The sequence below is a fragment of the Leuconostoc mesenteroides subsp. mesenteroides genome (assembly GCA_009676745.1).
Classification (GTDB): domain Bacteria; phylum Bacillota; class Bacilli; order Lactobacillales; family Lactobacillaceae; genus Leuconostoc; species Leuconostoc koreense.
Genome location: CP046062.1, coordinates 44,984 through 59,248 on the forward strand (window position 1 = coordinate 44,984; position 14,265 = coordinate 59,248).

The 14,265-nt window shown below is 37.9% G+C and carries 16 protein-coding genes; 1 reads left to right on the forward strand and 15 read right to left on the reverse strand.

Features of this window, described 5'->3' with window-relative positions; genetic code table 11:
- Positions 1 to 2 precede the first annotated feature (2 nt).
- From GJV51_00205 to GJV51_00235, 7 genes are all read right to left on the reverse strand, one after another.
- On the reverse strand, positions 3 to 1,352 hold the full coding sequence (locus GJV51_00205) for a UDP-N-acetylmuramoyl-L-alanine--D-glutamate ligase (protein QGM24501.1): 1,350 nt from the start codon (positions 1,350 to 1,352) through the stop codon (positions 3 to 5).
- A 45-nt stretch (positions 1,353 to 1,397) separates the two neighbouring features.
- Positions 1,398 to 2,360 (reverse strand): phospho-N-acetylmuramoyl-pentapeptide-transferase, encoded by a 963-nt coding sequence (locus tag GJV51_00210; protein ID QGM24502.1) that lies wholly within the window; start codon positions 2,358 to 2,360, stop codon positions 1,398 to 1,400.
- Positions 2,361 to 2,369: 9 nt separating this feature from the next.
- The gene (locus GJV51_00215; protein QGM24503.1) at positions 2,370 to 4,496 is read right to left on the reverse strand and encodes a PASTA domain-containing protein; all 2,127 of its coding nucleotides are present in this window, start codon (positions 4,494 to 4,496) and stop codon (positions 2,370 to 2,372) included.
- A 14-nt stretch (positions 4,497 to 4,510) separates the two neighbouring features.
- On the reverse strand, positions 4,511 to 4,879 hold the full coding sequence (gene ftsL, locus GJV51_00220) for a cell division protein FtsL (protein ID QGM24504.1): 369 nt from the start codon (positions 4,877 to 4,879) through the stop codon (positions 4,511 to 4,513).
- A gap of 58 nt (positions 4,880 to 4,937) precedes the next feature.
- Complete coding sequence (gene rsmH, locus GJV51_00225) at positions 4,938 to 5,876, reverse strand: 16S rRNA (cytosine(1402)-N(4))-methyltransferase RsmH (GenBank protein QGM24505.1); 939 nt, start codon at positions 5,874 to 5,876, stop codon at positions 4,938 to 4,940.
- Positions 5,877 to 5,913: 37 nt separating this feature from the next.
- Positions 5,914 to 6,345, reverse strand: a complete 432-nt coding sequence (gene mraZ, locus GJV51_00230) for a division/cell wall cluster transcriptional repressor MraZ (GenBank protein ID QGM24506.1) — start codon at positions 6,343 to 6,345, stop codon at positions 5,914 to 5,916.
- Between the two features lie 152 nt (positions 6,346 to 6,497).
- The gene (locus tag GJV51_00235; GenBank protein QGM24507.1) at positions 6,498 to 6,839 is read right to left on the reverse strand and encodes a DUF3397 family protein; all 342 of its coding nucleotides are present in this window, start codon (positions 6,837 to 6,839) and stop codon (positions 6,498 to 6,500) included.
- Between the two features lie 100 nt (positions 6,840 to 6,939).
- Between GJV51_00235 and GJV51_00240 the strand changes: the two genes are divergently transcribed.
- Positions 6,940 to 7,146, forward strand: a complete 207-nt coding sequence (locus tag GJV51_00240; GenBank protein ID QGM24508.1) for a DUF4044 domain-containing protein — start codon at positions 6,940 to 6,942, stop codon at positions 7,144 to 7,146.
- Between the two features lie 46 nt (positions 7,147 to 7,192).
- Here GJV51_00240 and GJV51_00245 read toward each other — a convergent pair whose 3' ends face one another.
- From GJV51_00245 to pknB, 8 genes are all read right to left on the reverse strand, one after another.
- A complete protein-coding gene (locus tag GJV51_00245; protein ID QGM24509.1) occupies positions 7,193 to 8,899 on the reverse strand; it encodes a DAK2 domain-containing protein in 1,707 nt (568 codons plus the stop codon).
- 8 nt (positions 8,900 to 8,907) lie between these two features.
- The gene (locus tag GJV51_00250) at positions 8,908 to 9,267 is read right to left on the reverse strand and encodes an Asp23/Gls24 family envelope stress response protein (protein QGM24510.1); all 360 of its coding nucleotides are present in this window, start codon (positions 9,265 to 9,267) and stop codon (positions 8,908 to 8,910) included.
- 211 nt (positions 9,268 to 9,478) lie between these two features.
- On the reverse strand, positions 9,479 to 9,679 hold the full coding sequence (locus GJV51_00255; GenBank protein QGM24511.1) for a 50S ribosomal protein L28: 201 nt from the start codon (positions 9,677 to 9,679) through the stop codon (positions 9,479 to 9,481).
- 90 nt (positions 9,680 to 9,769) lie between these two features.
- On the reverse strand, positions 9,770 to 10,084 hold the full coding sequence (gene trxA / locus GJV51_00260; protein ID QGM24512.1) for a thioredoxin: 315 nt from the start codon (positions 10,082 to 10,084) through the stop codon (positions 9,770 to 9,772).
- A gap of 1 nt (position 10,085) precedes the next feature.
- Positions 10,086 to 10,733 carry a thiamine diphosphokinase gene (locus GJV51_00265; protein QGM24513.1) on the reverse strand — a complete coding sequence of 216 codons (648 nt, stop codon included), beginning with the start codon at positions 10,731 to 10,733 and terminating at the stop codon, positions 10,086 to 10,088.
- A complete protein-coding gene (locus GJV51_00270) occupies positions 10,733 to 11,389 on the reverse strand; it encodes a ribulose-phosphate 3-epimerase (protein QGM24514.1) in 657 nt (218 codons plus the stop codon). The genes GJV51_00265 and GJV51_00270 overlap by 1 nt, the downstream gene beginning before the upstream one ends.
- A 13-nt stretch (positions 11,390 to 11,402) precedes the next feature.
- Complete coding sequence (rsgA, locus tag GJV51_00275) at positions 11,403 to 12,290, reverse strand: ribosome small subunit-dependent GTPase A (protein ID QGM24515.1); 888 nt, start codon at positions 12,288 to 12,290, stop codon at positions 11,403 to 11,405.
- A 48-nt stretch (positions 12,291 to 12,338) separates the two neighbouring features.
- A complete protein-coding gene (gene pknB / locus GJV51_00280) occupies positions 12,339 to 14,264 on the reverse strand; it encodes a Stk1 family PASTA domain-containing Ser/Thr kinase (GenBank protein ID QGM24516.1) in 1,926 nt (641 codons plus the stop codon).
- Position 14,265: the final 1 nt, after the last annotated feature.

The following is a 14,265-nucleotide window of genomic DNA, read 5'->3' on the forward strand; positions in this document are numbered from 1 at the left end:
TCTCATGAATTCAATGTTTCTTTTAGTGACGCAACAAAATTATCACCACGCTCTTCAAAGCTACTATATTGATCCCAACTTGCTTGTGCCGGAGAAAGCAATACTACATCTCCTGGTGAAGCTAATTGAACAGCCACCGGCGCAGCATGTTCGACATCAGTCACAGCAATCACTGGTTTTCCAGCCTCACGAGCAAGTGTTACAATTTTTTGTTGCGTCTCTCCAACAGCAATAACTGCCTTCACATTTTTTAGGTTTGGTAGCAAACGTTCCAACTCATCCCCACGCTCTAAACCGCCACCAATCCATATCGTTGGACAATCAAAACTATCCAAAGCGGTTTGAGTAGCTTCAATATCTGTTGCTTTAGAATCGTTGTAGTATTTAACATCACCAACTGTAAACAGATATTGCAGTCGATGCGCTACACCACTAAACGTTTTTAAAACTTCTCGAATAGCTGGTTTAGACACACCGGCTAAGTTAGCTACTGTTACAGCAGCTAAAATATTTTCCTGGTTGTGTGGCCCGACTAACTTAATATCTTTAGTCGGCATCAAAATTTCATCTGTCATTGTCAAATTACCATTCGAAAATGCAACTGGAAAATGATTTTTTGTTCTAGAAAATTCTAAAATTTGGGCTTCAGTTTCGTTTTTAAACTTTTCTGTGTCTCGCCCATCAGCATTTAAAACCAAGTATTGGTTAGCATTTTGATTACGTGTAATCTGGAATTTAGCAGCAACGTAGTTTTCACGTGTCTTATGATAATCTAAATGATTTGCAAAAATATTAGTAACCAACGCAATATCTGGTTGGATATCAGGTAACCCTAATAATTGGAAGCTAGATAATTCCAATAATAAAGTATCCTCTCGAGTCAAATTATAAACCACCTCACTAACTGGAACACCAATATTTCCCGCAGTTATTACATTTTGACCATCAGCCTTCAACATATCACGAATTAGTGATGTAGTTGTTGTTTTTCCGTTCGAACCAGTTACTGCTATCAAACGACCATTGAAAGTGCTCAAGGCAACCTCGACTTCTGACAGTATAGGAATATTAAGTTTTTCAGCTTTTTGTACTAAAGGGTGATCATAATTAATACCAGGATTTTTAATCAGGTAATCATATGTATCATCAAGCGTTTCGGAATTGTCCGTACCAACTAATGCTACATCGACAGCTAATAAAGATTGATAAATAGCATCTTGCGTATCAAATTCACTACCATTGACTACTGTAACTTTGCTACCTAGTTTTGTTAATAGTTGTGCTGCCGCTTTTCCTGAGCGTGCCCAACCAAATACCATTACTTTTTTGTTTTTAAAATCTGTTGCTTGCATAACTAACCTGATTTCTATATTAATATGTACGCGGTCATAACCGCTTTAACTCATATACAAAATGCCGATAATGCCGATAATTGCCGTTACAATCCAGAATAATGCATCAATTTGCCATTCATTCCAGCCAAACTTTTCAAATGAGTGATGTATTGGTGCCATGGGGAAAATTCGCTTTTTCCAGAAATGGTAGCCGGTTGTTTGAATCACGACTGACAAGGTCTCGATAACAAAAACCAACCCAAACCATAGCAATGAAAATGGTATACCCAATACAATAGACTCAATAGCTAAACCTGCGCCCAATGCCAGAGAGCCTGTATCACCCATGAAAATTTTAGCTTTTGGTTTGTTAAATAACAAAAATCCGGCCAATGCCCCTATAATTGAGGCGTTAAAAATCACAATGATATGATTATGAACGTCTAAAGCAATCCACGTATATACGAGATAGACAATAAGGCTTGTGCCAGTTAATAGCCCATCTAAGCCATCTGTTAGGTTTGTCGCATTTGACCAACCCACAAGCCAAAACCATAGAAAAATAAAGTAAAAGATTCCTAAATTAAAAACACCAATAAAAGGTATATTTAAGACGAGTGGTATGTGCATGAACCACATAATAAGCATGATAGCACCTGCACAAAGAGTTTGTGCCAGAAGCTTTGGAAGAAAACGGAAACCATCATCCGCATGATGAATCATTTTTAGCGCATCGTCAATACCACCAATGACTGCATAGGCAGCTACTGCCAAAATAGGTATAAGCGCCATAATAAACCCAAGTCTACCTGCATAGGCAACACTCCCAATCAACGCACTTAATACTGCTGCTAGGATAAACAATGCCCCACCCATACTTGGCGTACCAGCTTTAGATTGATGATCTGGCCCTAATTTACGAATTACCGCCTGTTCTTTAGATTGTTTTAAAAATTTAATCACCGCTGGCATGAATATTACAGTAACAATAAACGCACGGGTGAATGCCCAAAAATACTCTGTCATTTTCTCCCATTACTCCTTCTCTTTTAAAGCAATTGACACAACACTACTTTTTACAATCAGTTGGTTCTCAGCTATACTTTGGCCTGAAATAAATCCAGAACCTTTCCACGTTAATTTGAAACCTATTTTATTAGCAAATGTTTGTGCATCAACCAAACTCCAACCAATCATATTTGGCATATATGTATTTCCTTTTGCAGTCAAAATGACCAATTGATTTGTCAATGACTTTTGATTAGCTAACAATGACTGGCCAGTAACTTTGCCCTTTGAACCAACAACTGCAACTCTAAATCCTGCCTCAGCCATTGTAGACTTTGCGCTGGAAATGGATTGTCCAACTACATTAGGAACCGTTTGTTTAGTTGTCTTTGATTTTACAGCACTATCACTGTCATTTAAAGCTTGTAGCATTAAAGGTTTAAATATTTTACTCAGTGTTGGTTGAATATCCCCATCTGGTAATTGTGATGGTTGCTTGACGGCCATATAGTATATATATTTAGGATTTTTTTCTGGCGCTAAAGCTATCACTGAGTGAATCGCATTCTTATAGGTTTGTGAATACTGCCCGTTCTCGCTAATTTGGGCTGTACCTGTCTTTGCGGCGACCTGGTAACCATCATCACTAAGATCAAATTCTTTAGCAGTTCCATCTGACTTATTCACAACATCTATCATATACTTTCTAACTTGCTTTGCTGTACTAGCTTTTATGGGATACCCAACTGTCTTTGTTTTACCTTGTTTAACTATTTCACCAGTTGATGAATTAACAATTTTATCAATGAAATAGGGTCTAATTTCCTGTCCATTATTTGCAATTGCTGAATATGCCTGTATCATCTGTAGCGGTGTGACACGAATAGCCTGTCCAAATGCTGTATTAGCTTGATCAATCGCATATGAAAATGCAAATGACCCTGCTTCTTCACCGTTGAGGCCTGACTGTGTTGACTGTAAAAATTTGAATTTTTCTAAATAGTTTTTCCATGTTTGAGAGCCAAGTTTTTGTTCTGTTTTTGCAAAAGCAACGTTCGATGAACGCCAGAACCCCTCTCGATATGTCATTTGCCCCTGATCATTACCAAAGGAATCTGTTACTTCCTTTCCGTCGATCAGATACGTTCCTGACTGAAATGTTGCATTAGGCTGCCATTTATCAGTATCAATCGCAGCAGCCATCGTTATGCCTTTCATCGTAGAACCAGGTTCAAAAGCACCTTGATTTAACAAATTAGACCAAACCGTTGGTGGCTTTGCCTTATTGTTCGGATTAAAATTAGGTCGTTGTGTTGCTGCGACAATACGACCTGTTTTAGCTTCCATTAACACGGCAACTGCTGATGTTGGCTTAGTAGCTTTCACGAATGTGTCCATTCGTGTTTCTAAGGTTGTTTGTAGCGAGGAATCTAATGTTAGATATACGTCATCTCCATTTTTAACACTTTTACTGCTATCGGTTTTTTGCCCCTGGTAACTCTTGATGCCATTTTTACCTGATAACAGCGTATTCTCTGCTGCTTCAATGCCCATTATGCCAGATATAGTTGACTGACCACTGCTACCTTCAACCATATTCACATTTCCAATTAGGTGAGAAGCCATTTGATCATTAGGATATGTTCGAGCTTGATGTGAAGTAAATGCAATGCCTGAGAGTTTCATTTTCTCAATTTTATTATGCTGCGCAATCGTCAAGTTTTTACCCGCAGTACCAAATTCGACTTGAAATTGTTTACTGGACAAACGTTTATAGATTTCTTTCTCTTTTAGATTGATTACCTTACTTAATTCCCGAGCGACTTTAGCTTTGTCCGTAATATACAATGGCTTACCATCAGTGTCTTTTTGATTTTTATTCAATATCGCGTACATGTTATAGACCGTGGTATTTTCTGCCAACACTTGTCCGTCCGAGTCGAATATTTTACCACGAGAGGCAATAATGTTTTGCTCTCCCACAAAAGCTTCACGTGTGGCTTTTGTAAGATTATGACCATCTACCGATTTATTACCCGCGATAATAAAAAGACGTACACCAAGTCCTAAAATCACGATAATCGTTGCGATAAGCAGCAGAACACCAAAAGTCTTGGCATTTTCCGTGATTTTTTTTTGTGGTATCCGTCTCACTTTATTTTTCATAATTATTGATTAATATTGCGTACACTGCTGTCAGACAGTGTCATGCCATATTTTTTTGCAACCTTATCTAGATTTTTTTTACTCATGGCTGTTTGTACCTGTGTACGTAAATCATCATTATTTTGCTTAGTTTCATCAATTTTAGTTTGAACTGCGTTGACATTAGCTGTTGTTTTGGTTGTCTGCATGCTCGTGTAAACAACACCAACCATCAATGCTAAAACAATAATGGCAACAATTGCCACCATTATTCGCTCCTTTCTTGTCCAGGCAGCGACTTTGTATTTGGTACGACTATGAGTACGCGGCTGAGATGCTGTTATAGGTCCTCGCTGTGCTGAAGGTGTATATTGATATGCATTTTGTGCCATGTAATATTCTCCAATTTATTTATCATTGCTGATTTCATGTAAGACCACAGCATCTAGTCTACTTTTTTCTTATACCACGTAGTTTTGCCGATTCTGCACGATGATTGATGGCCATCTCTTCTATGCTAGGTAAAATTGGTTTGCGCGTTAATAACTCATAATCTGCTTCAAACTGCCCCGGTAGAACCGGCAAACCAACTGGTAATTCTGGTGCAGAAGATTTTTCACGAAACATTTGCTTTACTAAGCGATCTTCTAATGACTGAAAAGTAATGACACTAATTTTGCCATCAGTTGCTAACAAATCGAGTGCTTGAGTTAATGAATCTTCTAAGGCACCTAATTCGTCATTGACAGCAATACGAAATGCTTGAAATGAACGTTTTGCAGGATGTCCACCCTTTCGGCGAGCGGGTGCTGGAATAGCTTCCTTAATAATGTCAACCAACTCAAAGGTCGTATTAATCGGTGCATTTTCACGATGTTGTTCAATCTTTCGAGCAATTTGCTTAGGAAATCGGTCTTCCCCATAACGGCTCAAAATGCGCATTAATTCATTAAACGGCCACTCATTAACAATTGTTTTAGCTGTTAATGCTTGTCGTTGATCCATACGCATATCAAGTTCAGCATCATATTTATAACTGAACCCTCGCTGTCCATCATCGAATTGCACAGAACTAACGCCTAAATCGTAAACAATACCATCAACTGCTGTCACACCATAATCTGATAGTGCGGAAGTTAACGTGCGAAAGTTTTTATGGATTAGAACTAATTTACCAGCATTGATTTCATCTGCGTATTGTTCAGTATTATATTGGATAGCTGTATCATCTTGGTCAAAACTATAAAGTGTACCGGTTGTAAGTTTCTTTAAAATTTCGCCAGTATGCCCACCGCCACCTAATGTAGCATCGACATAAATGCCTTCTGGTTTAATGTTTAATAGAGCAATAGCCTCATGTAAGAGTACTGTTACATGTTCGAATGGCATAGTAGCCCTCTTTCTTAAAACTGTATTATTAATTCGTTCAAAGGTCGAAGTCTACCAACCCTTCAGCAATATTATCAAAATTATCCGCAGTTTCAGCCGTATATGCTGACCAATTCTCTGCACTCCATATTTCGAATGAATCACCAACACCGGTAACTACAACACTTTTTTCTAGTGACGCGTATTCTCTTAAATTACTAGGAACAACAATTCGTCCCTGTTTATCAAACTCGGTTTCTAATGCACCAGCCATAACAAATCGTTTAAAAGCACGTGCATCTTTCTTACCTAATGGCAATTGATTTAACTGCTCTTGCAATTTTTCCCAAACTGCCATTGGCATCGCACGAAGTGATTTCTCCATCCATTTTGTAATAATGAATTGATCACCGAGTTGATTGCGAAATTTTGCCGGAATGATTAAGCGACTCTTTGTATCAAGCGTATGTGAGTATTCACCCATGAACATAGAGTCACCCCCATTAAAATTTCTATACTATTAATTTACCACATTTCCCCACTTCGCTCCACCCAAATTAATGTTTTGTCACAAACTAGTAAATTTTCATCACAAAAAAAAGCGTAGCTATACAGAATAACTACGCTTGAAGGATGTGGGGATTAGTGGAAAATCAACCCAATAATTGTTATCAAAATGGTCACTATTGCAGCTAATAAACCACTCCATTGCCAGTACTTTCGCCAAAAAGTGTGCCATCGCCAGTTATTTTGCAATAAAAACCAAGCTAAAACCATGCCCACAATCAGCCATATGAGTAAAAACCAAGGGACAAAGCTAATACCAAATAGATACCCCATCGTTTGATGTAAGACTATCCAATTAGGAATTGTAATAATATCTAATGTTTTAATTGATAATTGTTTTAAAGCTGTCCATTTCTTAAATATAACGACAACTGTCCAAAAAATAAAACCACTAAGTGGCCAAATCCACCATTGCATTTTCATTACCTCGTATCTAACTTTAACGAATTCGCTTAGAAATTTCAATTATTTTATAAGATATGATAGACTAGAAAGTAATATATTAGAGGTGATATCAATGACTGACGAACAAAACCACCAACCAGTTAACACAAAGTTACAAGCTGAAATAGAATCAAAGTTAAACCAACATAAGGTACCAAAAATTGATAAAAAACCACGGACACGTCTCGAAAAAATGACGTTAGTTATGTCATGGTTTATGGTTATCTTAATGGCTGGATCTGTAATATACGCTGCCATTAGTGCATTAGGTTGGCTATAAATAAAAAGATGTCAATTCAGTACGACACTGAATTGACGTCTTTTTATTATTCAACTGATATGAAGAATGGATACAACGGTTGTCCACCATCGTGAACTTCGACTTCTAGATCGTCATCTAGTTCTTCCACAAATGCTTTTAACTTTTGCGCAACTTTAGCTTTTGTACCTTCACCAAAAATGATTGTCACAATTTCCGAATCCTCATCAATCATTTTTTGAATAGATTCTTGTGCAGCCGATTCAACATTCTGAGTTACGACTTCAATGTCACCATCGATAATCCCCATCCAGTCACCATGATGAATTTCGTGACCATTAAATTTAGTTTCACGAACTGCCTGCGTAATTTGTGCCGACTTTACATCAGCCATCATTTCTGACATTTCTGTAGCATTTTGTTCCAAATCGGCATCAGGGTTATAGCCCATCATCGCTGTTAGCCCTTGCTGAATTGTACGTGTTTTAACAACTTTTACTGGGATTTCTGCTAATGTTATCGCCTGTTCTGCTGCCATGAAAATATTACTATTATTCGGTAAAATAATAATCTTTTTTGCACCGCTCTCTTCAATAACTTTCATAATATCAGCAGTTGATGGATTCATTGTCTGACCGCCAGAAATCACAGTATGAACGCCCAGACTTTTGAAAAGTTCTGCAATACCATCACCAGCGGCAATGGCAATTACCGCTGTATCAGATACTGGAACCTGCATATTAGCAATTTTTTCAATACGTGCTTCTTCTGCGCGTTGCGCATCAATAACTGTTTGCTGTTGATCACGCATATTGTCAACTTTCACTTTAACTAGTGAACCAAAATGCGTTCCCCAACTAATTACTTTACCAGGATTTTCAGTATGCACGTGTACTTTAACAATTTCATCATCGTTGATAACTAATAAAGAATCACCTAATTCTGCTAAATAATCGTAAAACTTTTGGTAGTCAAAATCATGATCATATGTTGTCCCTTTACCGATCTGAACCATAATTTCAGTACAGTAACCATACTGAATATCTGCCGGATCCAAGCTGTTACTAGCTTGCGCTCCCGCATGAAGTTCTTTAACCATTTGATCAAGCTCAGCATTATCAGGTGCTTTAATATCTTCTTCATTAAAATCACCACTGATCACTTGATAGAAGGCTTGCAACACGAAAACAAGTCCTTGCCCACCAGAATCAACAACACCCACTTCTTTTAAGACCGGTAACAAGTCAGGCGTTGAATCCAGCGCTACTTGTGCCGCTTCCTGCACAGCAGCCATCAGTTCGACAATATCGTCTGTTTGATCTGCTATCTTGTTCGCTTTAGCTGCCGCCTCACGAATAACCGTCAAGATTGTGCCCTCAGTAGGCTTCATCACTGACTTATATGCTACTTGTGCCCCACTCATTAATGCATCAGCTAAATCCCGTGCTGATAGTGTTTCTTTTCCAGCCATGCTATTAGAAAAGCCACGGAAAATTTGTGATAATATTACGCCTGAGTTACCACGCGCCCCCATTAACAGGCCTTTGGAAGTTGCTTTGGCCAAAGCACCAATTTCTGTTTCTAGTGAGTCACGTTCATATTGCGCACCGCTCGCCATTGAAAGGCTCATGTTTGTTCCTGTGTCGCCATCAGGAACCGGAAATACGTTTAATTTATTGATTTTATCTGCATTAGCAGCAAGCACAGCTGCTGCAGCGTTAATCATCTTACCAAATTCAATATTGGTAATCTTTGTTAGTGAATTAACTGACATAATCTCTCCTAGTCACTGACACGAACACCCTGGACAATCACGTTAACCTCAGAAACGTGAATACCCAAAAACGCGTCAAGATTATACTTTACTTTACCTTGAACTGATTTTGAAATCTCGGACAATTTGGTACCGTACTGTGCAACTAAGTAGACATCAACCGCAACACCACTATCTTTTTGATGAACTACAACGCCTTTAGCGTAGTTTTCTCGATTCAGAATTTGGTTAACCCCATCGCGAAAAGTTGCTTTAGATGCCATCCCAACAATTCCTGGGTTTTCAATTGCAGATCCACCAACGATTGTAGCAATAACATCATTTTCAAGGCTAATATCACCATTGTTTGTTTTAATTATAATTGCCATAAAATTTAAGAACATTTATTGTTGTGGTTTAGGATAGCTTGTCTCAACATCCTTAAAGTATCACAATAAATGCATTTCCTCCTCACAAAGAGTTTACTAAGTACATTTTACCATACATAAATTGAGTTGCATTGAGAGGTGTTCTATCTATTAATAAAAAAGACCACCTTATGGTGGTCTTACGACGTTAGCAAGCTAACGAAATGCTAGCTTAAACGCGTTCGATAGAACCGTTCTTCAATCCAGCCTTCAAAGTACGTGCTGTCAAGTAAACTTTCTTTGGTGCAGCACCATTAATTTTAACCGTAACTTTTTGCAAGTTTGGCTTCCAGCTACGACGACTTGAGTTCAACGCGTGTGAACGTTGGTTACCAAAGCGTGTACGCGCACCAGTAATAGCATCTTTTGCCATGTTTAACCCTCCTTCTTCGAGCTGTTTATTTTTTAAAAGCTCTTTCTACAACAATATTAAATTTTACCAGAAACTCAACCCTTTGACAAGTTAATTTGTATATTTCGCTAAAATCTTTGCTAATTGTTCTTTATTATGAAAACCTGTCAAGCGATCCATCACTTTCCCATCTTTTTTAATTAGTAGTGTGGGAATAGCACGAATACCAAATTCGGCCGGTGTTTCAGGATTAGCATCAACGTCCATTTTAACAAATTTTACATTATCAATTTCATCTGACAAAGCATCTAAAACTGGTGATTGCATACGACATGGACCACACCAAGTAGCCCAGAAATCCGTAATACTGACACCAGTATTTGTTTCTTCAACAAAAGTTGCATCTTCTACTGTTTTAACTGACATATTATTCATCTCCATCTACTGACTGTGTAATCATTATGATTCCTGTATCAAAGGATATGTGAACAGAATCCGAAACAAATTCATTTGATGACCACATTTTATACTTATTTTTCGTTAGTGTCAATGGGTACTTAGCATCTCTTATTTTGAAGTTCTCAACATTATTAAGTGGCATAAATCCTAAGTACTTTGCGTTAGAATACTTTACAATCTCACTTAAACCTGGTGTAGCATAGCTTACGCTGTTTGTATTATCAATAAAACTCGTTTTTTCAACAATATTTTCAAATTTCTCATCCGCCATTAACCACAAATTACTTAACATGTGATCAATTCTCGCACCAGTAGCGCCAAATATTTTAATAATGTCTGGGTCTTTTTTTTGAGCGTACATTAAGGCTAATTCGGTGTCTGTTTCATCCTTTTCAGCCTTGACATGAATAACTTTCTGCTTGGCTAAATGGTTTTGAATTGTGGTTAATTCAAAATCTGTCAAGGAATCAAAATCACCAACCGCCATGATCATTGGTATATTTTTTTGGTATAAATACCAAGCACCTCTATCAGCACCAATCCACACCCCTTGTTCTTGAAATAAGTTTTTGGGCCATAATTCCGTTGGTCCACCAGCTAAGATATTAATCTGCATTATTTGATCAAATCTTTCAAAATACTGATTTTTGCAGCAGGATCTACTTTATCGTAGACATACGATCCAGCCACGAAAACGTTTGCACCAGCATCATATGCCGACTTAATCGTCTCATTATTTACGCCACCATCAATTTCAATGTCGAAGTCAAAGCCACGTTCCTCACGAAATGTTTGTAGTTGCTCAATTTTTTGCAATGTTGATGGCAAGAACTTTTGTCCACCAAATCCTGGATTCACAGTCATAACAAGTACTTGATCAACCATATCCAGTACCGCTTCAATTGCAGATACTGGTGTTCCAGGATTGATAACAACTTCTGCTTTGACACCTTTATTCTTAATCATTTGTAACACACGATGAATGTGCGGCGTTGCTTCGACATGTACACCAATAATGTCTGCTCCAGCATCTGCAAATTCTTCAACAAAACGTTCTGGATTTTGAATCATTAAGTGAACGTCTAACACTAAATCAGTTTCTGGACGTAATTGCTTAACCCAATTTGGTCCATAAGATATAGCGGGTACAAAATTACCATCCATAACATCGATGTGCAAATATTCTGCACCAGCAGCTTCAACAAGCTTGACGTCACGTTCCAAATTTGTATAATCTGCGCTCAAAATTGATGGTGCAATGATTCCTGACATGATATACCTCTTTTTAATTGTCTGTTTTATACTTTGGTTTTTGCGCTTTAATCAATTCATAAAACGCCTTATAACTATTATACCTTGACTGTGTGATTGTGCCAACTGCTACCGCTTCTTTGACAGCACATCCTGGTTCATTAAGATGTAAACATCCACGGAAGCGACAATCTTGCCGATTTTCCACAAACTCTGGAAAATAATCATCTAATTCTTCAACAGAAAAATCAAACACCTCATACGAAGAAAATCCTGGTGTGTCAGCAATCAAAGCCTCATCTACCTCAATCAACGTCACTTGTCGTGTTGTATGTTTTCCTCGACTCAACGCCTTCGAAACTTCGCCTGTTTCAAGTCCAAGTTGTGGCGATAGGTGATTCAGTAATGTTGATTTACCAGCACCTGTTTGCCCCATAAAAACCGAAACATGACTTTTTAGCACCTTTTTAAGCGTTTCGAAAGCATTATCTGAATCTGAAACAATAACATCATAACCAATACTTTGATAATCACTAGCGATGCAATTTATTTTTTCGTGTTCAGATTTTTCCAGTAAATCCATTTTAGAAAAATAGATTAGTGGTCTTACGTTTGCAGCTTCAAGTGCCACTAGCTGACGATCTAATAAGTTTGGTGCAAAATCAGGTTCCTTGGCAGCTGTTACAATAACGGCAATATCAATATTTGCTATTGGTGGGCGAACTAAAACGTTCTCTCGTTCATGGATTGACCAAATAAAGCCCTCGTCATTTTCACTCTCAAAATCCACAAAATCACCAACTAACGGTTTTTGCTTAGACTTCCGAAATTCACCGCGAGCTCGCGTTCGTTGAATGTTACCACTGGGTAACTGTATATCGTAATAACCGCTGAGCGATCTAATAATTCGTCCTGTTTTCATACCATTAATCATAACAAAAAAAGCCGATAATATCGACTTTTAAACACGTTATTCTTGACTCGAAGAGCTTTCAGATGTGGAGCTGTCTGATGATGTAGTACTGGAATTCTCACTACTTGTTGAACTGCTTGAGGAACTGCTACTAGAGCTAGAAGACGATGAACTACTACTCGAGCTCGATTGTTCTGGTCCCTGTGAAATCGTTATTAACAAGGTATTATCTTTTGTAATCTTTGATCCACCACGAATTGATTGACTAATTACGTGGTCTTTCTTGACAGAATTGGAATAAGTTGTATTAAAATTAACAGTGACATCGTTTTGTGATGCCCAATTTTGAACATCACTTTGTGTGCTACTTTTAGTGAAGTCAGGAACATTAATCTTAACCGGCCCTGTTGATACAGTGAAAGTTACTTTTGTAGCTGTAGGATCTACTTTACCATTAGCATTAATAGATTGAGCAATAATTATACCCGCAGCTACACTATCTGAAGCTTGTTGCTCTCTTTGAATTTCGTATCCTTGCGAGCGCAATTGTGCTGCCGTAACATCATAATCCGACCCCACATAATCTCCAAAACGCACTTTTGCCTTGCCAGACGAAATAACCAAGTTGATACTGTCCCCTTTTTTTACGTCAGTTCCTTCTTTAGGCGTTGAACGCACAACGCTACCCTTTTTGACAGTGGTCGAAGTTGTCGAAGTCACACTACCAACATTTAAGCCAGCATCTTGAATTTTCTGTTCAGCCTTGATTCTTGTTAGGTTGGATAAACTTGGCACAGTAATTTGACTAGCCTGAATCTGAATAAACGCAAAAATAGCAATGATAGCAACAATAAAGAGAGTTGTAAAAGCCAAAATTTTCGGTAATTTGTTTTCACGGTACTTGATGCCATTGCCTCGAAGGACACTTCTAACATAATTAGGTGTTCGATCAACGATTTTTGCAATGCTCTTAACAGCGTAACCTTTTTTACCATACTCAATAATCAAATCTTTTACTGACGGTTCCTCAGGAACTTCCTCCGGTAAAACATTAACAGAGGAAACACCATTCTTGAGCTGGTCTTGAATCTGTTCCATCGGAATAATACGCGTTTCATTTTCAATATCTGCAGTTGGCGCAAATCTTTGTTCATTTGAACGACGTGGTGATAGAACCGTTTTTAAATCTTCAGCCATAACTGAGGCATCTGAATATCGATCCTGTGAGTTCTTAGCTGTGGCTTTTAAAATAACATTTTCTAGTGCTTGGGGAATTCTTGGATCAAAGTCACGTACTGAAGGCATATCGGCAGTTGCATGTTTTAATGCTATTGCGACTGGTGTATCTCCTTCATACGGTACTTGTTTTGTTAGCATTTCATATAACATAACACCAAGTGCATAGATATCAGACTTTGCCGATGCCATACCCCCACGTGTTTGTTCTGGTGACAAATAATGAACTGAACCAATCACAGTATGTGTTTGCGTTAAATCTTGCTCCGATTTAGCAATTGCAATCCCAAAATCGGTAATTTTCACCTGATCTTTTCTGTTGATTAAAATATTTTGTGGCTTTAAATCACGATGAATAATGCCTGCATTATGCGCAGCCTGGACTGCGTCTAATATTTGCATCATAATATCAACAACTTGTTGATATGCGATTGGAAAATGTTCACTAATGTATGATTTGAGATTTGTACCATCAACATATTCCATGACAATATACTGTGAACCTTGGTATTCACCAACATCGTATACTTGAACAATATTGTCATTAATTAGTTCTGTTACGGATAAGGCTTCACGCTGAAAGCGTTTTGCCAAATCTACATCATTTTTCATATCAAGACGCATCATTTTAAACGTTACATCACGATTAAGAAATTCATCATGCGCCAAATAAACATTGGCCATACCGCCATCGCCAAGCGATTTTATAATACGGTATCGATTGTCAACTAGTGTATCTGGTAACATT